This is a genomic window from Variovorax boronicumulans NBRC 103145 (genome assembly GCF_001591345.1).
Taxonomy (GTDB): domain Bacteria; phylum Pseudomonadota; class Gammaproteobacteria; order Burkholderiales; family Burkholderiaceae_C; genus Variovorax; species Variovorax boronicumulans.
Genome location: NZ_BCUS01000023.1, coordinates 25,705 through 45,068, shown reverse-complemented (window position 1 = coordinate 45,068; position 19,364 = coordinate 25,705). Strand labels below are relative to the sequence as shown.

At 68.2% G+C, this 19,364-nt stretch carries 24 protein-coding genes; 10 read left to right on the top strand and 14 right to left on the bottom strand.

The window, feature by feature from the left end; genetic code table 11:
• Nucleotides 1-7 precede the first annotated feature (7 nt).
• Genes VBO01S_RS09490 through VBO01S_RS09475 form a run of 4 tightly spaced genes read left to right on the top strand, consistent with a single transcriptional unit; the run spans nucleotide 8 to nucleotide 3,528 of the window.
• Nucleotides 8-778: an ABC transporter permease gene (locus VBO01S_RS09490; RefSeq protein WP_062473352.1), complete on the top strand. Its 771-nt coding sequence runs from the start codon at nucleotides 8-10 to the stop codon at nucleotides 776-778.
• 11 nt (nucleotides 779-789) lie between these two features.
• Complete coding sequence (locus VBO01S_RS09485; protein ID WP_062473350.1) at nucleotides 790-1,266, top strand: nucleoside deaminase; 477 nt, start codon at nucleotides 790-792, stop codon at nucleotides 1,264-1,266.
• Nucleotides 1,267-1,280: 14 nt separating this feature from the next.
• Nucleotides 1,281-2,084: an aminoglycoside phosphotransferase family protein gene (locus VBO01S_RS09480; protein WP_082818055.1), complete on the top strand. Its 804-nt coding sequence runs from the start codon at nucleotides 1,281-1,283 to the stop codon at nucleotides 2,082-2,084.
• 10 nt (nucleotides 2,085-2,094) lie between these two features.
• Nucleotides 2,095-3,528, top strand: coding sequence for a hypothetical protein (locus tag VBO01S_RS09475; protein ID WP_157627328.1), 1,434 nt, complete (start codon nucleotides 2,095-2,097; stop codon nucleotides 3,526-3,528).
• On the opposite strand, the gene VBO01S_RS09470 is transcribed toward VBO01S_RS09475, so the two are convergent.
• From VBO01S_RS09470 to VBO01S_RS09460, 3 genes are read right to left on the bottom strand one after another with little or no spacing between them, the layout of a single operon-like run.
• On the bottom strand, nucleotides 3,525-3,746 hold the full coding sequence (locus VBO01S_RS09470; RefSeq protein WP_062473346.1) for an oxidoreductase-like domain-containing protein: 222 nt from the start codon (nucleotides 3,744-3,746) through the stop codon (nucleotides 3,525-3,527). The two genes, VBO01S_RS09475 and VBO01S_RS09470, sit on opposite strands and share 4 nt — an antisense overlap.
• 16 nt (nucleotides 3,747-3,762) lie before the next feature.
• A complete protein-coding gene (locus VBO01S_RS09465) occupies nucleotides 3,763-5,115 on the bottom strand; it encodes a sensor histidine kinase (protein WP_062473387.1) in 1,353 nt (450 codons plus the stop codon).
• On the bottom strand, nucleotides 5,112-5,792 hold the full coding sequence (locus VBO01S_RS09460; RefSeq protein ID WP_062473345.1) for a response regulator: 681 nt from the start codon (nucleotides 5,790-5,792) through the stop codon (nucleotides 5,112-5,114). Before VBO01S_RS09460 ends, VBO01S_RS09465 begins: the two co-directional genes overlap by 4 nt.
• A gap of 121 nt (nucleotides 5,793-5,913) precedes the next feature.
• On the opposite strand from VBO01S_RS09460, the gene VBO01S_RS09455 reads away from it, so the two are divergent.
• A complete protein-coding gene (locus VBO01S_RS09455) occupies nucleotides 5,914-6,606 on the top strand; it encodes a phosphatase PAP2 family protein (RefSeq protein WP_062473343.1) in 693 nt (230 codons plus the stop codon).
• A 127-nt stretch (nucleotides 6,607-6,733) separates the two neighbouring features.
• Here the strand turns inward: VBO01S_RS09455 and lpxO are convergent, their stop codons facing one another.
• The 3 genes from lpxO to VBO01S_RS09440 all read right to left on the bottom strand — a co-directional run bounded on the left by lpxO (nucleotide 6,734) and on the right by VBO01S_RS09440 (nucleotide 9,833).
• Complete coding sequence (gene lpxO / locus VBO01S_RS09450; RefSeq protein ID WP_062473341.1) at nucleotides 6,734-7,630, bottom strand: lipid A hydroxylase LpxO; 897 nt, start codon at nucleotides 7,628-7,630, stop codon at nucleotides 6,734-6,736.
• 92 nt (nucleotides 7,631-7,722) lie between these two features.
• On the bottom strand, nucleotides 7,723-9,153 hold the full coding sequence (locus VBO01S_RS09445) for a sensor histidine kinase (RefSeq protein ID WP_062473339.1): 1,431 nt from the start codon (nucleotides 9,151-9,153) through the stop codon (nucleotides 7,723-7,725).
• Nucleotides 9,150-9,833, bottom strand: a complete 684-nt coding sequence (locus VBO01S_RS09440; RefSeq protein WP_062473337.1) for a response regulator — start codon at nucleotides 9,831-9,833, stop codon at nucleotides 9,150-9,152. Before VBO01S_RS09440 ends, VBO01S_RS09445 begins: the two co-directional genes overlap by 4 nt.
• Before the next feature lie 166 nt (nucleotides 9,834-9,999).
• Between VBO01S_RS09440 and VBO01S_RS09435 the strand changes: the two genes are divergently transcribed.
• A complete protein-coding gene (locus VBO01S_RS09435) occupies nucleotides 10,000-11,142 on the top strand; it encodes an alpha/beta hydrolase (protein ID WP_062473335.1) in 1,143 nt (380 codons plus the stop codon).
• 3 nt (nucleotides 11,143-11,145) lie between these two features.
• Here the strand turns inward: VBO01S_RS09435 and VBO01S_RS09430 are convergent, their stop codons facing one another.
• Nucleotides 11,146-12,003, bottom strand: a complete 858-nt coding sequence (locus tag VBO01S_RS09430) for an NAD(P)-dependent oxidoreductase (RefSeq protein ID WP_062473333.1) — start codon at nucleotides 12,001-12,003, stop codon at nucleotides 11,146-11,148.
• Between the two features lie 127 nt (nucleotides 12,004-12,130).
• Here VBO01S_RS09430 and VBO01S_RS09425 point away from each other — a divergent pair, with 127 nt between their 5' ends.
• Entirely contained in the window at nucleotides 12,131-12,484 is a 354-nt protein-coding gene (locus VBO01S_RS09425) for a winged helix-turn-helix transcriptional regulator (RefSeq protein ID WP_062473331.1), read from the top strand.
• Between the two features lie 131 nt (nucleotides 12,485-12,615).
• Here VBO01S_RS09425 and VBO01S_RS09420 read toward each other — a convergent pair whose 3' ends face one another.
• The 3 genes from VBO01S_RS09420 to VBO01S_RS09410 are packed head-to-tail and all read right to left on the bottom strand — an operon-like array spanning nucleotide 12,616 to nucleotide 13,992.
• Complete coding sequence (locus tag VBO01S_RS09420) at nucleotides 12,616-13,017, bottom strand: OsmC family protein (RefSeq protein WP_062473329.1); 402 nt, start codon at nucleotides 13,015-13,017, stop codon at nucleotides 12,616-12,618.
• Nucleotides 13,018-13,048: 31 nt separating this feature from the next.
• Nucleotides 13,049-13,528 carry a GNAT family N-acetyltransferase gene (locus VBO01S_RS09415; RefSeq protein ID WP_062473327.1) on the bottom strand — a complete coding sequence of 160 codons (480 nt, stop codon included), beginning with the start codon at nucleotides 13,526-13,528 and terminating at the stop codon, nucleotides 13,049-13,051.
• Nucleotides 13,525-13,992, bottom strand: coding sequence for an Lrp/AsnC ligand binding domain-containing protein (locus VBO01S_RS09410; RefSeq protein WP_062473326.1), 468 nt, complete (start codon nucleotides 13,990-13,992; stop codon nucleotides 13,525-13,527). The genes VBO01S_RS09415 and VBO01S_RS09410 overlap by 4 nt, the downstream gene beginning before the upstream one ends.
• A gap of 128 nt (nucleotides 13,993-14,120) precedes the next feature.
• Between VBO01S_RS09410 and VBO01S_RS09405 the strand changes: the two genes are divergently transcribed.
• Nucleotides 14,121-15,422 (top strand): D-amino acid dehydrogenase, encoded by a 1,302-nt coding sequence (locus tag VBO01S_RS09405; protein WP_062473324.1) that lies wholly within the window; start codon nucleotides 14,121-14,123, stop codon nucleotides 15,420-15,422.
• A gap of 43 nt (nucleotides 15,423-15,465) precedes the next feature.
• Here VBO01S_RS09405 and VBO01S_RS09400 read toward each other — a convergent pair whose 3' ends face one another.
• The 4 genes from VBO01S_RS09400 to VBO01S_RS09385 are packed head-to-tail and all read right to left on the bottom strand — an operon-like array spanning nucleotide 15,466 to nucleotide 18,237.
• A complete protein-coding gene (locus VBO01S_RS09400; RefSeq protein ID WP_062473322.1) occupies nucleotides 15,466-15,816 on the bottom strand; it encodes a hypothetical protein in 351 nt (116 codons plus the stop codon).
• Between the two features lie 28 nt (nucleotides 15,817-15,844).
• Nucleotides 15,845-16,669: a MetQ/NlpA family ABC transporter substrate-binding protein gene (locus VBO01S_RS09395; protein ID WP_062473320.1), complete on the bottom strand. Its 825-nt coding sequence runs from the start codon at nucleotides 16,667-16,669 to the stop codon at nucleotides 15,845-15,847.
• Between the two features lie 43 nt (nucleotides 16,670-16,712).
• Entirely contained in the window at nucleotides 16,713-17,375 is a 663-nt protein-coding gene (locus VBO01S_RS09390; protein ID WP_062473319.1) for a methionine ABC transporter permease, read from the bottom strand.
• Nucleotides 17,368-18,237 carry a methionine ABC transporter ATP-binding protein gene (locus VBO01S_RS09385; protein WP_062473317.1) on the bottom strand — a complete coding sequence of 290 codons (870 nt, stop codon included), beginning with the start codon at nucleotides 18,235-18,237 and terminating at the stop codon, nucleotides 17,368-17,370. The genes VBO01S_RS09390 and VBO01S_RS09385 overlap by 8 nt, the downstream gene beginning before the upstream one ends.
• On the opposite strand from VBO01S_RS09385, the gene VBO01S_RS32340 reads away from it, so the two are divergent.
• Both VBO01S_RS32340 and VBO01S_RS09380 read left to right on the top strand, forming a co-directional pair.
• Nucleotides 18,236-18,400 (top strand): hypothetical protein, encoded by a 165-nt coding sequence (locus VBO01S_RS32340; protein ID WP_157627326.1) that lies wholly within the window; start codon nucleotides 18,236-18,238, stop codon nucleotides 18,398-18,400. The genes VBO01S_RS09385 and VBO01S_RS32340 overlap by 2 nt on opposite strands.
• 72 nt (nucleotides 18,401-18,472) lie before the next feature.
• Entirely contained in the window at nucleotides 18,473-19,297 is an 825-nt protein-coding gene (locus tag VBO01S_RS09380) for a MetQ/NlpA family ABC transporter substrate-binding protein (protein WP_062473315.1), read from the top strand.
• Nucleotides 19,298-19,364: the final 67 nt, after the last annotated feature.

Below are 19,364 nucleotides of genomic sequence, written 5' to 3'. Positions count from 1 at the left end.
GACGGCGATGAAAAACAGCAAACAACTCGAGCGCTGGTCGCCGTGGCTGCTGCTCGTGGCGGTGCTCCTGCTGTGGCAGGTGATCTGCGCGGGCTTCGGCGTGTCGGACTTCATCTTTCCGAGTCCGCTGCGCATCTGGGAGCAGTTCTGGGAGTTCAAGGCCATCATCGCGGGCCACGCGTGGCGCACCTACTGGGTCACGATGGCGGGCTTCGGCTTGGCGATCGTGGTGGGCGTGCTCATGGGCTTCGTGATCGGCAGCTCGCGCCTGGCGTATGCGGCGATCTACCCGCTCATGACGGCCTTCAACGCACTGCCCAAGGCGGCCTTCGTGCCGATCCTGGTCGTGTGGTTCGGCATCGGCATCGGGCCGGCGATTCTCACGGCGTTTCTGATCAGCTTCTTCCCGATCATGGTGAACATCGCGACCGGCCTGGCCACGCTCGAGCCCGAGCTGGAAGACGTGCTGCGCGTGCTGGGCGCCAAGCGCTGGGACGTGCTCGTCAAGATCGGCCTGCCGCGCTCCATGCCCTACTTCTTCGGCTCGCTGAAGGTGGCGATCACGCTGGCCTTCGTCGGCACCACGGTGAGCGAGATGACGGCCGCCAACGAGGGCATCGGCTACCTGCTGATCTCGGCCGGCTCGGCCATGCAGATGGGCCTGGCCTTCGCGGGCCTGATGGTGGTGGGCGCGATGGCGATGATCATGTACGAACTCTTCAGCCTCATCGAGAAGCACACCACTGGCTGGGCACACCGCGGCTCGCAGAACCAATAAATAATGGGGGCATGACCCCCGAACAGATCACCCGCGCGCTGCGTCGCGCCGACGCCGTGGCGCGACGCGCCATGGCCATGGGCCGCCACCCCTTCGGCGCCGTGCTCGTCGCGCCCGACGGCGAGACCGTCCTCGCCGAGCAGGGCAACATCGACACGGTGCACCACGCGGAGGCCACGCTCGCGCGCCACGCGGCGCAGAACTGGCCGCCCGAGTACCTGTGGCAGTGCACGCTGGTGACCACCTTCGAGCCCTGCGCCATGTGCGCGGGCACGAGCTACTGGGCGAACATCGGGCGCATCGTGTACGGCGCGGAAGAATCCGCGCTGCTCGCCCTCACCGGCGACCACCCCGAGAACCCAACGCTGAGCCTGCCCTGCCGCGAGGTCTTCGCGCGCGGACAGAAACCCGTCGAGGTGATCGGCCCGGTGCCCGAGGTGGCCGACGAGATGATCGCCACGCACCGGGGGTTCTGGGAATCGCGCTAGTGGTCCCGCACGGCGTGTTCGCGCCTTACCTGCAACGCTGGCAGCTCACGCCCGACGGCGAGGCCTTCGCCTCGCTGAGCGGCACGCTGCTGCCCGTGCGCCAGCAGGGCATTGCGGCCATGCTCAAGGTGTCGCACGAAGCCGAGGAACAGGCAGGCAGCCTGCTGATGGCCTGGTGGAACGGCGACGGCGCCGCGCCCGCGCTGGCCCATGACGGCGAAGCCTTGCTGATGGTGCGCGCGCAAGGCACTGCCTCGCTGCCGCAGATGGTTCACGAAGGCCACGACGACGAGGCCACGCGCATCCTGTGCGCCGCCGCCGCGCGCCTGCATGCCCCGCGCGACACGCCGCCGCCCCCGACGCTGGTGCCGCTCTCGCGCTGGTTCGAATCGCTGTGGGCCGGCGCGGCCACGCACGGCGGCGTCTTCGCGCACAGCGCACGCACCGCACGCGAGCTGCTGGCCGCGCCGCGCGAGGTGGTCGTGCTGCATGGCGACATCCACCACGGCAACGTGCTCGACTTCGGCCCAGCCGGTTGGCTCGCCATCGACCCCAAGGGCCTGCACGGCGAGCGCGGCTTCGACCACGCGAACATCCTGTGCAACCCCGATGGTGAGAGCGCGCTGGTGCCGGGGCGCTTTGCGCGCCGCGTCGAGGTCATCGCGGAGGCCACGGGCATCGAGCGGCGCCGGCTGCTGCAGTGGGTACTGGCGTGGGCGGGGCTGTCGTCGGTGTGGATGCTGGAAGATGGCGAGGCGCCCGGAAGCACGCTGGAAGTGGCGAAGCTGGCGGCCGCGGCGCTCGGGATCGCCGGCTAGATTCGGACGCATGCCTCGCCCTCACTCCTACCTCGATGTCCTTGCGCGGGTTCTGGCGCTGCCGATATCGGAAGGCCTTGCGTCTTCTGACGAGCGCTTTCATGCGGCATCGGCGGGTGCGGATGCGCTGATCGTCGATGTCGAGAAGCGTAGCTACCACCGCGTGCCCGATGCGCGTCCTCTGAGCTTTGAAGACGCGACGCAGGACGGCGTCACGCAGGCCGCGCTGCAGCTTGAACACCGCGATGGCATCCGCACGATCGCGCTGGCCGCGCAGGACGACAGCTTCTGGACACCGCTGCCCGATCCGCGCGTGATCGGCCTGCCGCGCATCGTGCAGCGGCATGACATGGCGTGGACGTCTCCGGCGCCACCGCCTTCAGATGCCCCTTCACGAACCAGCATCACCGACTGGCTGGGTTCGCTGGTCGCGCTGGCGGTGCTGGCCTTCTTTGCCGCCTTCGGTTTCAACGCACTGCGCTGGTCGTTGAATGGAGGTTGGAACCTGCTGTGGCTGTTGGTGGGGCTGCCGGTGTTTCCGATCTTCGGCGTGCTGACGCTGGTGGCCGTCTATACCCTCGTGCGGCGCGCCGTACCACCGCCGAGACGCGGGGCGCTCGAAGCAATCCACGTCAGTCGCGACGAGAGCTTTCGCCTCGGCGAGCCGATGGCGTTCAGGGTCGATGCCATGGTGCCCGCATCTGTGGACGGCCAACCCGCGCAAGCACCGCCCCAAATCTTCGCGCGCCTGGTCGTCCAGACACTGAACGACCCGGAGGATGGCGATTGGTCGCTGCAAGATCAGTTCTGGGGCTGGGGTGACGCCGATTGCACACCATCGACGCCTTCCGGTACGGACGAACGCCGCGTGCACTATGCCGGCAGCGCAACAGCAACACGCCGGACACCACGCGAGGCACAAGAACGCTGGTACCTGGAGCTATCCGCCAGCCGGGAGATGGGTGTCGAACCCTTCCACATCGCCAGCCTCGCCACGCCTCCGTTGATCGTCCCCTATCAGATAGTTCAGCCCCCGGACCGCCGCACGCAACTGGAGGCCCTGCTGCTCAACACAGCGTCGGACCTGATCCACAAGGCCTACAACGGCGAAGACGGCACGGCACTTCGCGACGACTTCACGCCCGAAGAGTGCCAAGCGGTGTTCACCATCGACGCCGACACGCTGGTGGACCACGCGATGGCCACTCGCTGGTACGAGGGCAAGATCAGGACCGAGCGCATCAGCAGCGATGGCTCCTACTACCTGCTGAAGGAAGGCCCAGGCTATCAGCTGATCTACACCGAACGCCACGAGACCGTGACGGTGTACGAGTCGCTCGACTTGCGCAGCGTGGTCGGGCGCTACCTGGTTGCAGACCATCTGTTCGTCGACCAGCTGCCAGGTGCGGAAACGATGAAGGTGCTGCAGCCGCGCTTCTACTAACCCAGCAGCAGCGACGCCTCATCCCGCCAATAGGCCACCGCCGCCAGCCACCCTTCCCACACGCACCCATTGCAGCCGCGCCCGCAGCAGGTGGTCGGCTCCGGCGGCGGCGCACGCATCGCCACGCCTTCGGCATCGAGCATCGCCTGCACACGTGCGATCAGCGCTTGCGCGCCGGCAAGGTTCGTGGGTTCGGGCAGCCGGTCGATGGCGTTCATGGCGGGCGGGTCTTCTTCAGGCCTCGAGGTTCATCAGTTCGAGCCGCATCTTCGCGCCGCCCGATTCGCTCGAGCCGATGCTCAGTTGGCCCCGATGCAGCCGCGCCACCTCGGCCACGAGGTGCAGGCCCAGCCCGGCGCCGCGCCCGCGCGGCACGAGCCGGTGGAACGGCGCCACCACGCGCTCGCGGTCGGCCTCGGGGATGCCGGGGCCCGAGTCGCGCACCTCGATGCACGAGGGCTCGCACAGCCGCACCTGGATGTCGCAGCCTGGCCCGCCGTGCTCGATGGCGTTCTGGATCAGGTTGGTGAGCGCGCGTTCCAGCGAGGGCGCATCGCCGCGCACGGTGAGCGGCTGCGGCGCATCGACCGACAGCGTGCAGCGGCTGCGGATCGCGAGCGGCGCGATGTCGGCCGCCACGCGCTCGCACAGCGACTTCAGCTCCACCTGCTGGTCCAGCGACAGGCCGTGGTCCAGGCGCTGCAGGTCGAGCAGCTGCTCGGCCAGCGTGGCCAGCCGCGCCGAGGCCTGCATGAGCTTCATCTTCAGCGGGTCGTTGGGCAGGCCTTCGAGGTGGATCTGCAGCGTGGTGATCGGCGTGCGCAGCTCGTGCGCGGCATCGGCCAGGAAGCGCTCCTGCCGGTCGTAGCCTTCGTTGAGCCGGTCGAAGGCGCGGTTGACCGCGTTGACCAGCGGACGGATCTCGCTGGCCACGTTGGCCAGCGGCAGGCGCGTGGTGCGCTCGTGCACGTCGATGCCCTCGGCATGCTCCGCCGTGGCCACCACGCCCTTCAGGCCGCGCTTCACGACGAACGGCGTCGCCAGGATCACGCCCAGGCAGGTGACGAGCGCCATCGGTGCCACCAGGAACAGGAAGGCGATGCCGGTGCCCTTGAGCGTGTTCTCCACCGTGAGCGGGCCGCCGGTCTGCGCCATCACGGCCACCGGGCCGGCGCGCGATTCGATGCGCTCGAAGCGGGCCTTGGGGCGGGTGCCGTCGCTCTCGGGGTCGATGGCCACGCGCTCGGTGTCGTCGAGTGCATCGAGCAGCCGCAGGTAGGCGGGCGGCACCTCGCCGTGGCGCAGTTGCACGCCGCGCGGGTCGCGCACGATGAACCAGAACTGCGGGTCGGCCTTCTGCAGCCGCCGCAGCGCGCTCGTGGGCTCGACCACCAGCTGGCCATCGGCGCCGCGCATCAAGGCGCGCTGGATGGCCGCCACCGTCTCGTGGCCGGTCTCGTCGACCACGCGGCCCAACGCCCACGCCAGCCCGAGGAAGCCGCCCATCACCAGCAGGCCGACCACCACCTGCAACAGGATCAGGCTCCAGATCAGCCGCCAGCGCAGCGAAAGCAAGCTGAGGCTCATGCCGACTGCGGCGCGCACATCAGGTAGCCCACCCCGCGGATCGCATGGATCTCGACCTGCGCGCCGGCCTTGTCGAGCTTGGAGCGCAGGCGCGAGACGTGCGTGTCGAGCGCGTTCGACTGGATGTCGTCCTTGTGGCCGTACACGCGGTCTTGCAGGGCCTCGCGCAGCACGGTGCGGCCGCGGTGTTCGAGCAGCGTCTCGAGCACCAGCAGCTCGCGCCGCGGCAGCGTGAGGCAGGCCTCGCCCACGTGCGCCTGGCGCGTGTGGTGGTCGAAGCGCAGCTGCCCGAGCGTCATGATGAAGTTGGCGCGCACCGCGGGGCGGCGTGCCAGTGCGCGCACGCGGGCCAGCAGCTCGTCCATCGAGAAAGGCTTGGCCAGGTAGTCGTCGGCGCCGCCGTCCAGGCTCAGCACGCGCTCGGCCACGTCGGTCATGGCGGTGAGCACGAGCACGGCGCAGGCGATGTGGTTCTGCGCGAGGAACGCGACGAGCGAGAGGCCGTCGCCGTCGGGCAGGCCGCGGTCGAGCACGACCACGTCGTAGGGCGCACCGAGCGCGGCCTCCTCGGCCGCGCGCAGCGAGCTCGCCACATCGACCACCGCCTGGTTCTGGCGCAGCGCCGACGCGAGCGCCTGCGCCAGGTCGGCTTCGTCTTCGACAAGCAGGATTCTCATGGGGGGGATGGGGAGAGACCGGACAGGCGGGTGATTCTAGAGAGCCCCACATGAGGTAACGCAATGTTCACGCAATGCATGCGCCTACGCTGTGGCGCTTCCCTCTCCTGAAAGCGCACCGGTGACGCTGCCCTCCCGCCCGAACCCCGCCGCCCTCCCCGTCACGCCCTGGCACCTGGCGCTGGGGCAGCGCTTCGCCACGTTGTGGGTCGTGAAGATGATCGGCACCACGCTCGGCATCTCGGGCTTCTTCGTCCTGTACTTCTGGGTGATGCACCACCCGCCCTCGGCGCCGACCGTGATGCCGCTCACCGCCATCGACCACTGGGTGGACGTGAGCGACGACGCGATGCTGCTGTACAGCTCGCTGTGGTTCTACATCTCGCTCGCACCGGCCTTCACGAAAAACAAGGCCGAGCTGTGGGCCTGCGCACGCGGGGCCGCACTCATGGCGGCCATCGGCCTGGCGGTGTTCTGGTGCTTTCCGACGGTGGTGCCGAGCTTCGCGATCGACTGGTCGCAGTACCCGGCGCTGCAGTTCCTCAAGAGCGCCGATGCGGGCGGCAATGCCTTCCCGTCGCTGCATGTGGCCTTCGCCGTGTTCGCGGCCGTGTGGCTCGGCCGCCAGCTGCGCAGCGTGCAGGCGCCCGCATGGACGCAATGGGTGAACGTGCTGTGGGCCGTGGGGATCGTCTACTCGACGCTGGCCACGCGCCAGCACGTGCTGCTCGACGTGCTCGGCGGTGTGCTGCTGGCGGGCCTGGTGTGCTGGCGCCGCGCGCCGCGTGCCCGTTTGATACTGGCCGAGGCCTGAGCAGAGCTGTCAGGCTGAATTCTTCAAGAACCACCGCGGAACCGGCTTTGCCGGGCCGCTGGTGGTGCCCCCGGTAGGGGGTTGGCGCAGCGACACGAAGTGCGCGTAGCCTGGGGGCGAGCCTAGTTCACCAGAAGATCCAGAGCGCCAGGCCGCCAAAGATCGTCCACTTCACGAGGTAGTACGCGCGCTTGTCCCAGGCCTTCAGGCGCTTGCCGACCACGCGGATCTGGTAGATGTACTTGAAGGCGCGGTTCAAGCCGCCCGTCTTGTCGCCCGCGTCGTTGGGCGAAGCGGCGGCGGCCAGCAGGTTCTTGGCGAACCAGCGATTCACGGCACTGGCCCAGCGGTACTTCAGCGGACGCTCGATGTCGCAGAACAGGATCACGCGGTCGTGGTCGGTGGTGTTCTCGGCGTAGTGGATGTAGGTCTCGTCGAACACCACGGCCTCGCCGTCGCGCCAGTGGTAGCGCTGGCCATCCACGTCGATGTAGCAGCCTTCGACGCCCGGCGTCCACAGGCCCAGGTGATAACGCAGCGAACCGGCGAACGGGTCGCGGTGGCGCACGAGGCGGCTGCCCGGGGGCAGCTCGGCGAACATCGCGGCCTTGATGGTGCCGATGCCTTTGAGCAGCTCGGTGGTGCGCGGGCACAGCACGGCGGCCGAGGGGTGCGCCTCGTCGTACCACTTCAGGTAGAAGCGCTTCCAGCCGCTCTTGAAGAAGGAGTTGAAGCCCACGTCGTTGAACTGGCTCGAGGCCTTGATGCTGCCGCCGTTGCGCATGGCCAGCGCTTCCTCGCGAATGACTTCCCAGTTTTCCTCGAGGATGCGCATCTCGGGGAACTGCGCGGGCGACAGGTACGGCGTACCGGGCACCTTCGAGAAAAGGTACATGAAGACGTTCAGCGGCGCCAGGAAGGTCGAGTGATCAGAGAGCTGTCTGAAGAACTTGTGCCGGACCTGGCCGCGGAAGTGAACGTAGAGTGCGCTGAGCACGAAGATGGCAAGAATGACCCACTTCATTGGTGAAAGTGTCCTGTAGACGAGCGCCGGGGGAGCCGGCTAGTGTAAATCCTTGCCCCGAAACAGGCCCGGCCGGGGCCTTTTCCCCCGGCTCAGGCGCCGACGAGCAAAGGCTGCGGCACGTCGGCCTGCGCCAGCGGCAGCCGCACCGTGGCCAGCAGGCCGCCACCCGCGGCCTCGCCCAGCACCGCGTCGCCGCCGTGCCGGTCGACCACCGACTTGACGATCGCCAGGCCCAGCCCGCTGCCGCTTTGCGTCTGGTCGGGGTTGCGGAAGAAGCGGTCGAACACGCGCTCGCGCAGCGCGGGCGGAATGCCCGGGCCCGTGTCGGCCACGGTCAGCAGCGCCCGCGCGCCCTCGCGCGCCACGTGCACCGTCACGGTGGCGCCGCAGGGGCTGTACTTGATCGCGTTGTCGATCAGGTTGTCGATCATCGAGACCAGGCTCTCGCGCTCGCCGAGCACCGGCACGGCGTCGTCGCACACCAGCTCGAGCTCCACGCCGCGCGCACGCGCCAGGCCCTCGATCATGGCCAGCCGGTCCTGCACCAACCCGTCGAGCGACAGCATCACGGGCAGCGCGTTGGTGGCCACCGCGTCGCTGCGCATGAGCTGCAGCAGCTGCCCCACCAGCCGGGCCGCGCGGTCGTTGCTGCGCAGCAGGTTGGCCATGAGTTCGCGCTGGCCCTCGTCGCTGCTCTGCTCCTTCAGCGCCTCGACGTTCACGCGCATGGCCGCCAGCGGCGTGCGCAGCTCGTGCGCCGCGTCGGCGATCAGGCTGCGCTCGCGCGTGGTGCTGTCGCGCACCCGCAGCAGCAGGCTGTTGATGCTCTGCACCATCGGCTTGAGCTCCTTGTGCGGCGGCGTGTACGACAGCGGCGTCAGGTCGTCGGGCCCGCGCTCGGCGGTCTCGCGGCTCACCTGCCGCCACGGACGCAGCGCCAGCCGCACCGACAGCCACGCGGGAAAGACCAGGAACGGCAGGCTGATCACCAGCGGCAGCAGGTAGTAGCCGCGCGACAGCACGGTGACGGCCAGCCGCCACACGCTGGGCTCAGCCAGCACCACGCGGGTGTCGGCGATGGGCGAGGCCATCGTGCGCGCGCGCCACTCGCGGCCGCCCGCGACCACGGTCTCGTTGCGGTCGGGCACCGAGTTCAGCAGCACGGGCACACCGGCGCGCGAGTTGTAGATCAGCTTGCCGCGCTGCCACACCTGCATGACCGCCAGGGCTTCGTTGGTTTCGTCGCCGTCGCTGAGCGCCTCGATGAGCGCGGCGTCGAAGGCCTCGAGCGCCTCTCGTTGCCGCTCGGGTTGGTCCTCCAGCTTCTGCGCAATGGAGATCGCCGCCTTGAAGATGCTGGTGAACCGGAGCAGCCCCGGGTCCTTGTACGAGTCGTACAGCAGCAGCCCCACGGCCGAGGTCCACAGCAGCGCGACCACGGCCATCTGCGCCACCAGCAGGCGGCGCATCAGGGACGGCTGGTTCCAGTTCTTCCAGCCGCGCGCCAGCTGGCGCATCATTTCGACGGGCTCCGCACCAGCGACTGGGTGTCAATCACATAGCCGATGCCGCGCACCGTGCGGATGTAGCCCTGCCCGATCTTCTTGCGCAGGTTGGAGATGTGCACCTCGAGCGAGTTGCTGCCGTTGGCCTGGCCGCCGGGCAGCACCTGCTCTTCCATCACGCGGCGCGTGACCACGCGGCCGGTGCGCTTGAGCAACAGTGCCAGCAGGTCGAACTCGCAGCGCGACAGCTCGACCGGCTCGCCGTCGACGATCACGCCGCGCGTGGGTTCGTGCAGCGCCAGCCCGCGCATGCGGATGGTCTCGTCGTTGAAGCCGTAGCTGCGCCGCGCCAGGGCCCGCACGCGCGACAGCAGCTCGGCCAGCGCGAAGGGCTTCACGAGGTAGTCGTCGGCGCCGTCGTCCAGGCTGCGCAGGCGGTCGTTGAGCGCGTCGCGCGCGCTCAGCACCAGCACCGGCAATATCTGGCGGGTGCGGCGCAGGCGCAGCAGCAGGTCGAGCCCGTCGCCGTCGGGCAGGCCCAGGTCGAGCAGCACCATGTCGAAGGCGCCGTTGTCGAGGGTGCGCAAGGCGTCGTCGAGCCGGCGGACCCACACCACGTCCAGGCCCTGGTTGGCGAGCGCAATGCGCACGCCGTTGCCAAGATCAAGATCGTCCTCAACAAGCAAAAGATTCATGGGAAGGATTCCAAGCGAACAAGCCCGGTTCCGGGAAGTGGCCGAAGTATCTGCCACACCCCGTCGCCCTGCTTCAGGAAGCCTTCATGAAGGCTGCAGGGCTTCTTCAGGCGGCGTGCCCACACTGCAAGGCTCTTACTTTCTTCTTCCTGCCTGGAGCATCGACGTGCCTCGCCCCTGTCTTTCCACGGTTCGCCCGCACTGGGCGAACCCGCTTCATTTCCAGCGCCGCGACCTGCTGCGCGCCGTGCTCCTGGGCAGCGCGGCCGGGCTGGCCGCTTGCGGCGGCGGCGGTGGTGGTGGCAGCAACGCCGGCCCCGCCCCCATCGGCAACGACCTTCCCGTGGCGGCCACCGACCGCCGTGTGAAAGTGTCGACCACGCCCGACGTCTCGCTGCAGGTGCGCGACTGGCAGCGCAGCGACGACGGCGGTCCCGTGCTCGTGCTGCTCGCCGGCCTGGGCGGCAACGCGCGCTGCTTCGACAGCCTGGCGCCCGCGCTGCTCGCGGCCGGCGCCGCCTCGCGCGTGCTGGCGGTGAGCCGGCGCGGCTACGGCCTGTCGGACAAGCCGCTGCCGGTGAAGAGCGCCACGCAGCACTACGAAGTCGACACGCTGGTCGACGACCTGGCCGCGCTGTGCGATGCGCTCGGCCTCACGCGCGTGGTGCTCGGCGGCCACTCGATCGCCGGCAACGAACTCACGCGCTTCGCGGGCCGCTTTCCCGAGCGGGTGCGCGGCCTGGTGTACCTCGATACCACCTTCGACTACACGAAGGACGCCGACACCGGCGGCGAAGACCCGCCGCTGAACCGCCGGCTCGACGAGCCCGCGCCCACGCCCGACGACGGCCGCTCGATGAAGGCGGCCATTGCGTACCTGCGACGCAAGTCCAAGAACTGGTGGCCCGCGCTCGAGGCCAACCTGCGCGACGCGCTCGACGAGTTGGCCGACGGCAGCGTGCGCCCCAACACGCCCGACGCCGTGGAAACCGCGATGGACACCGCGGCCCACCGCTTCTCGCCCGACTACCGGCCGGTGCGCGCGCCGGCGCTGGTGGTGAGCGCGCTGCCGTTCGACCAGCGCGACCTGTTCCCCTGGCTCGAACGGCCGCTCGATGCGCAGACCGGCCGGGACGCCGCCGACTTCCTGCGCATCTTCCGCCGCGTGCGCCGCGCCGACGCCGACCGCCTCGCGGCCGCGCTGCAGACCTCGCACCGGCTCACGCTGGACCACTGCAACCACACCGACTTCTTCATGGAGCGCGAGGCCGAGGTGGTGCGCGCCATCCAGTCGATGCGCTGGGCCTGATCCTTACTTGCGCAGCAGCTTGATCAGCGCCGCCAGTTCCTCGCCGCCGAGCCCCGCCGCATCGGCGCGCTGGAACAGGCCCGCGGCAAAGGCCGGGAACTCGGTGTTGATGCCCGCCTCCTGCGCGGTCTGCAGGATGCGCTGCGTGGCCTCGACCGAGATGCGCATCGGGCTCTGCGTGATCGCGAAGTCGCCCGACTGGATGACCGCGCCCTCGTGCTGGAGAAAGCCCGCGAAGGTCGGCATGATGCCGGCCACGATGCGGCCGTACTCGGCCACGTCGAAACCTTCGTGCTCAGCGATGCGCGCGCCGTGCAGGAAGCCGAGCATCGTGCCGTAGATGCTGGACAGCGTGGCCAGGTCCATGGCCGCGGCCGCGCTGGCCTTCTCGCCGAGGTAGACGATGCCACCGGCCAGCACCTTCAGCAAGGGCTCGGCCTCGGCGAACACGGCCTGCGCACCCGACACCAGCAGCGGCGTGTCGGGCCGGCCCATCTGGTCCGGCGCGGCCTGGATCGCGCCTTCGAGGTAGGCGGCGCCGTGGCGGTGCGCCCAGGCCTCGGCCTCGCGCGCGTCCTTCGGGCTGCCGGTGGTGAGCTGCGCGAGCAGGCGGCCGTCCATCGCGAAGATCGCGTCGGCGGCGCGGTAGTCGTACACGCACATCACGGCCATGCGGCTCGCGCGCAAGGCCTCGGCCGCGCTGCGCGCCAGCACGGCGCCGCGGGCGACCAGCGCGTCGGCCTTGTCGGCCGTTCGGTTCCACAGCGTGACCTTGTAGCCCTGGTCGAGAAAGAGCCGCGCGATGACGACGCCCATGGCGCCCAGGCCCAGAACCGAAACTTCCTTGTTGGTGTTGCTCATGGCAATCCGATGCAGTGGTGGTTGATGACGCCTGCATGGTAGAAATTACACTTCCACATGGTCAAGTACCTACGATAAAGTAAGGTACTTACCAAATGGGAAGTATTGGAATCGCAAGGAGCAAGAGATGGCAGCGAAGAAGCCCTACAACTGCGGCATCGGCCCCGCGTTCGAGGTCATCGGCGGCAAGTGGAAAGCCGTCATCCTGTGGGAGCTGCACCTGCAGCCCTACCGCTTCGGCGAGCTGAAACGGCTGCTGCCCGAGGTCAGCGAGAAGATGCTGATCCAGCAGCTGCGCGAGATGGAAACCGACGGCCTCGTGCACCGCGAGGTGTTCCACGAAGTGCCGCCGCGCGTGGAGTATTCCGAGACCTCGCTCGGCGCGACGCTCAATGCGGCGCTGGGGCCGCTGGCCGATTGGGGCGACCGCTATGCCAAGCGCGTGGCGGCGGCGCGCAAGCAGGCCGAAGCGGCGAAGTAAGACCGGCGCCTCTGAAGGCGCGAAGAAACCGTAGCGAGCGCCCCGAGGTCGCGTCGAGGACCGGAACCGTACTCCCGTACGGTGAGGACCGCAGATGCGAGATCGGGACGCGCAGTAGGTTTATTGCGCCTTCAGTCGGCCCAGCCGGTTTCGATTTCTGTTTTCACTTCGGTCATGAGCTTGTGCACGGGGCACTTGCCCGCCACGCGCAGCAGCTCGTCGCGCTGCGCCTCGGTCAGCTCGCCCGTCAGGCGCAGGCCCGACTTCAGGCGGTAGATGCCCTTGCGTTCCTCGCTGTCGTCGCGGTCGACCACGACCTCGATGTCTTCCACCGGAATGCCCTTGCGGCGCGCATAGAGCAGCACCGTGAGCGCCTTGCAGGCCGCCAGCGACGCGTCGTACAGGTCGTGCGGCTCGGCACCGCCGTCGCTGCCGCCGCCCGCGGGCGAGGCATCGACGGGGATCTCGTGGTTGCGGATCTTGAGGATGTGGCGCGTGCCGGTGGTGCCGTCGCGGCGGATCGAGAGGGTCATGCCGATGTCCTTGAAGGGGTGAAAAGAAAGCTCAGGCCAAGTCTTTCACATACAGGATGGTCGTGAATCCGCTGTGCCATTCGAGGTCGGGGTAGCGGCCGGCCTCGCGGTAGCCGAGCGCGCGATACAGGCCCTGGCTCTGCGTGTTGAAGGTGTCGGTCTCCAGCCGCGCCTGCGCCACGCCGTCGGCGCGCATGCCGGCTTCGGCAAAGGCCATGAGCGCGCGGGCGATGCCCTTGCGCTGGTGCGCGGCGGGCACGTGCAGGGCCTGAACGAAGTCGTGCTCCCAGTGCACCATGCCGACCACTTCGCCCTCGAGTTCCGCCACGAAGAAGGCCGGGCCGCTCTCGTCGATGTAGCCCACGGGCTCGCCGCTGTCGGCATAGGCCTTCGCGGCCTCGGGCGTGAGCTGCGGCAGCCAGGTGCTCGCGAAGGTGTCGTCGAGGATGGCCTTCACCGCGTCGAAGTCGGCCAGGCGCCAGGGCCGGATGACGATAGCGGCGGCGCTCACCGGTCCACCGCCAGCATCAGCGTTTCCTTGATCTCTTCCATCACCACGTAGCTGTGCGACTCGGCCGCCACCGGCAGCTTCTTCAGGATGTCGCCCAGCAGGTGCCGGTACTCGCTCATGCCGCTCAGGCGCGCCTTCACGAGGTAGTCGAAGCTGCCCGACACCAGGTGGCATTCGAGCACCTCGGGCATGTGCAGCAGCTCCTGCTTCACCTTGTCGAACACGTCGCCCGACTTGGCCGAGAGCTTGATCTCCACGAACACCAGCAGCGTCTTGCCCAGCGCCTCGGGCGACACGTGCGCGTGGTAACCGGTGATGACGCCGTCGCGCTCCATGCGCTTGACGCGCTCGGCGCAAGGCGAGGCCGACAGGCCGATGCGCTCGGCCAGCTCGGTCATGGAAATGCGACCCTGGCGCTGCAGCAGGTCGAGGATCTTGCGGTCGATTCGGTCGAGTTCGGGCATTTCACTCCGCGCGGGGCCTTGGACGGTTTTCGGCAGCGATTTTCACGGCCAAAGACCTAAAAACAATGGAATCCACTGCATTGTGCACTTTAGATTCACATCATTCCATTCAGATCAGCGGATACACCATGAAAGTCATCGTTCTCGGCGGCGGCGTGATCGGCACCACCACGGCGTACTACCTCGCGCGCTCCGGCGCCGAAGTCACCTTGCTCGACCGGCAGGCCGGCCCGGCCGAGGAAACGAGCTTCGGCAACGCCGGCCAGGTGTCGCCCGGCTACTCGACGCCGTGGGCCGCGCCCGGTATTCCGCTGAAGGCGATCAAGTGGATGTTCCAGAAGCACGCGCCGCTGTCGATCCGCCCCGACGGCACGCTGTTCCAGCTGCGCTGGATGGCCGCCATGCTGCGCAACTGCTCGCCCGAGCGCTACGCTGTCAACAAGGAACGCATGATGCGCGTGGCCGAATACAGCCGCGGCTGCCTGCAGCAACTGCGCGCCGACACCGGCCTGCAGTACGAGCACCGCACCGGCGGCACGCTGCAACTCTTCCGCACGCAGGCGCAACTCGACGCGGTGCAGCGCGACATCGCCGTGCTCGAGGAATGCGGCGTGCCCTATGAACTGCTCGACCGCGACGCCCTGGCGCGCGTCGAACCCGGCCTGGCCGGCGCGCGCGACCGCCTCACGGGCGGCCTGCGCCTGCCCAACGACGAAACCGGCGACTGCCACCTGTTCACGCGCGGCCTGGCCGAGATCGCGCACGGCCTGGGCGTGGACTTCCGCTTCGGCCAGACCATCGACGGCCTGGAGACCGACGGCGGCCGCATCACCGGCGTGCGCACGCGTGCCGGCAAGATCCTCACGGCCGACCGCTATGTGATGGCCTTCGGCAGCTACTCGCGCGCCGCCATCGCTTCGCTGGGGCTGGACATTCCGGTGTACCCGGTCAAGGGCTACTCGCTCACGGTGCCGCTGCTCGACGAATCGCTCGCGCCGCAATCGACCGTGCTCGACGAAACCTACAAGGTGGCCGTCACGCGCTTCGACAACCGCATCCGCGTGGGCGGCATGGCCGAGCTCGGCGGCTTCGACCTGCGCCTGAACCCGGCGCGTCGCGCCACGCTCGAGAAGGTCGTGAGCGACCTGTTCCCGGGCGGCGACCTGCCCAACGCCAGCTTCTGGACCGGCCTGCGCCCCATGACGCCCGACAGCACGCCCATCGTCGGTGCCACGCGCTACCCCAACCTGTTCCTGAACACGGGCCACGGCACGCTGGGCTGGACCATGGCCTGCGGCTCGGGCAAGCTGATCTCGGACCTGGTCACGGGCCAGCGGCCGGAGATCCGCACAGATGGATTGGCGATGGACCGCTACACGCAAGGGCCGTCGCGTTCGGCGCGCCCGAGCCCAACGACGGCGCCGGCCTGACCGACGCCGGGGATGCGACGGGCCGCGCAGGCCCGTCGCTGACTTACTCGTCGCTGGCGTCGTTGCCCGTCATCGCGAGCACCTCTTCGACAAAGGCCTCGAAGCGCGGCAACGCGGCGGGCAGCCCGTCGAGCGAAGCAGCCTCGCCCGCATCGAAGAAATGCGGCGCTTCGGCGGGCATGGCGACCCACTCCCCGCCTTCGACCAACAGCCCCAGATACCCGTCCGCCGTCGGCAGATAGAACAGCCCCGCGCTGTCGAGCACGCGCTGGCCTTCGGCCTCGCCGCGCCCCCAGCGCACGCCGTGGCGCGCGAGGTGGTCGCTGATCCAGCCGTCGCACACGTGCGTGTCGCGCCAATTGGCCTGGCCATCGAATACGGCGAGCACGGGCATGGGGCGTCCTTCGCTGAAGCCTGATGGATTACTGCAGGAAGCTGGGCTTGGCGTAGCCCTGGAACTTGCTGTCGACCACCGTCTTGAATTCCTTCGAGCGGTAGGCCTCGGCGATGTCCTTGGCCCAGGCGGCGTTCTTGTCGGCGCTCTTCACGGCGACCACATTCAGGTAGTAGTCGGGCGTCTTCTCGAGCACCACGGCCTCGGTGAGCTTCAGGCCCGACGAGATCGCGAAGTTGCCGTTGACGATGGCGTACTCAGTGTCACCCAGCGAACGCGGCAGCTGCGCGGCCTCGAGCGGAATGAACTTGAGCTTCTTCGGGTTCTCGGCCACGTCCTTCTCGGACGCGCGCAGCGGATCGATGCCGGCCTTGATCGTGACCAGCTTGTTCTGCTCCAGCAGCACCAGCGCGCGCGCCAGGTTGCTCGGATCGTTCGGCAGCGTCACGCGGTCGCCTTCCTTCACGTCGGCCAGCGTCTTGCGCTTGGTCGAGTACACGCCCATGGGCGCGATCGGGCCTTGCACCAGCTCGGCGAGGTCGAGCTTCTGGTCGGCCGAGAACTTCTGCAGGTAGACCCGATGCTGGAAGAAATTGGCGTCGAGCGAGCCCTGGGCCAGCGCGAGGTTGGGCTGCACGTAGTCGTTGAACTCGACCAGCTTCACCTTGTAGCCCTTCTTCTCGAGGATCGGAATGATGCCGGCCTTGAGCTGGTCGGCGTTGGAGCCGGCGGTACCGCCGATCACGAGGTTCTTCTTGGCGTCCTGCGCCTGCGCCGACAGCGAGAGGCCGCCGAGCGACAGCGCGACGAGGGAAACGGCGAGGACGGAACGGCGCAGCAGTGCGGTTTTCATGGAATGAACTGAAAGATGAGAGAAGAAAAAGAAGAAAGGGACATCAACGCTTGTCGAGCCGGCGCGCCGTGGTGTTGCCCACGAACTGCAGGATCTGCACCAGCACCACGAGCAGCGCCACGGTGAGCACCATCACGTCGGTCTGGAAGCGGTAGTAGCCGTAGCGGATCGCCAGGTCGCCGATCCCGCCGCCGCCCACCACGCCGGCAATGGCCGAGTACGACAGGAAGCTCACGGCCAGCACGGTGAGCGCGAGCACCAGGCCCGAGCGCGCCTCGACGATCAGCACGCGCCAGACGATCTGCAGCTCCGAGGCGCCCATGGCATGCGCCGCCTCGATCACGCCGCGCGGCACCTCGCGCAGGCACTGGTCGACCAGCCGCGCAAAGTACGGAATGGCCGCGAACGACAGCGGCACCGCGGCCGCCAGCGGGCCGATGGAGGTGCCCGCGATGATCCGCGTGAACGGCACCAGCGCCACCAGCAGGATGATGAACGGGAAGGAACGCACCGTGTTCACGATCCAGTTGAGGATGTGGAACGCCGGCTTGTTCTCGAGCGACTGGCCCGGGCCCAGCAGGAACAGCAGGATGCCCAGCGGCCCGCCGATGAGCACCGCCGCCGACAGGCCGATGGCCAGCATCAGGAAGGTCTGGCCCGTGGCCGTCCACAGCTCGGGAAGGATGGGGGTGATGTTCTCAAACATAGGCCAGCTCCTGCGCGTTGCGCTGTGCGGTCGCCACGCGCGGCGCCACGGGTTCGCGCGCCTCGCGTTCGCGGCGGCGCACCAGTTCGTCGATCTCGCGGCCCAGCGCGGTCTTGCGTTCCTCGCTCGGCGCATCGACGGCGAACTGCTCGATGAGGCGGCCCTTTTCGAGGATGGCCACGTTGCGGCACAGCACCTCGACCACCGAGAGCTCGTGCGTGACGATCACGATGGTCACGCCGATCTTCTGGTTGATGTCGCGCAGCGTCTCGAGCAGCGCGCGGGTGGTTTCGGTGTCGAGCGCCGAGGTGGGCTCGTCGCACAGCAGCACCTGCGGGCGCGGCGCCAGCGCGCGGGCGATGGCCACGCGCTGCTTCTGGCCGCCCGAGAGCTGGGCCGGGTAGGTGTCGATCTTTTCGGCCAGGCCGACGAGGTCGAGGCACTCGCGCACGCGCTCGTTGATCTCGGCCTTGGAATGGCGGCCGTGGATCTTCAGCGGGAAGGCCACGTTATCGAACACCGTGGCGTTCTGCAGCAGGTTGAACTGCTGGAAGATCATGCCGATGTTCTGGCGCGTGTCGCGCAGCTCGCGGCGCGACAGCGTCGTGAGGTCGCGCCCACCGACGAACACCTGGCCCGCATCGGGCCGCTCCAGCAGGTTGATGAGGCGCAGCAAGGTCGACTTGCCGGCGCCGCTCTTGCCGATGAGGCCGAACACGTCGCCCTGCTGGATCTCGAGCGAGAGCGATTGCACGGCGTCGAACACCTCGCCGCTGGGCAAGGCAAACGACTTCTGCACCGATTGAAGACGGATGACCGGCGCCGCGTTGCCGCGTGCCGCATCAGGCGAAGGGAAGGTCATGAAAGAAGGCGCGGGCCGCAAGGGCGCGATCGCGCAGGTTCGCAAAAAGGTGCCGAGTATGAAAAGAAACAAGCCGAAAGGGAACGAACAAATCGGCTCGTGCTTATATGAAAAATCAGATAAGAAAGACCACATGGAGCGAGTGGACGCCATATCGATATGAGGATTGGTTCGTTCCCGATCCGCGGCGGCAATGCCACATTCGGCGCCTTCATTTCTTCGATTTCGCGCCACCATGCATTCCACTTTCCGCCGCCGCGGCCTCACGCTCGCCACCCTCGCCACCCTCGTCACCGCCCTTTTCGCTGGCAGCACTGCCTTGGCGCAGGACAACAAGAACACCGTCAAGGTCGGCATTTCCGTCGGCAGCGCCGAGCAGGTGTTCGAGGTGGTCAAGAAGGTCGCCGCCAAGGACGGCCTGACCGTCCAGGTCGTGGTGTTCAACGACTATCAGCTGCCCAACGCGGCGCTGGCCGCCGGCGACCTCGACGCCAACGCCTTCCAGCACCAGCCCTTCCTGGACAACCAGATCAAGGCGCGCGGCTTCGACCTCGTGCCCGTGGGCCTGACCATCACCGCGCCGCTGGGCTTCTACTCGCGCAAGATCAAGTCGATCGACCAGCTGGCCGACGGCGCCTCGGTCGGCATCCAGAACGACCCGTCGAACGGCAACCGCGCCCTGCTGCTGCTGCAACAGGCCAAGCTCATCACCCTCAAGCCCGAGGCCGTGAAGAACAACAACGCCACGCCGCTGGACGTGGTGACCAACCCCAAGAAGCTCAAGCTCGTGTCGCTGGACGCCGCCCAGCTGCCGCGCTCGCTCGACGACTTGGCCATTTCGGCCATCAACAACGACTACGCCGAGAAGGCCGGCCTGTCCTTCGGCAAGGACGCCGTCATCAAGGAATCGGCCCAGAGCCCCTACGCCAACCTGATCGCCGTGCGCCGCGCCGACAAGGACAAGCCCTGGGCCAAGCGCCTCGTGGCGGCCTACCAGTCGCCGGAGGTGCGCAGCTTCATCGAGACGCAGTTCAAGGGGTCGCTGATTCCGGCGTTCTGATTCCGGTGCCCGCGCCTTCCCCCCGAGAGGGAAGGCGCAATACAGGGGCGCTGCCTGGCGGGTTGGC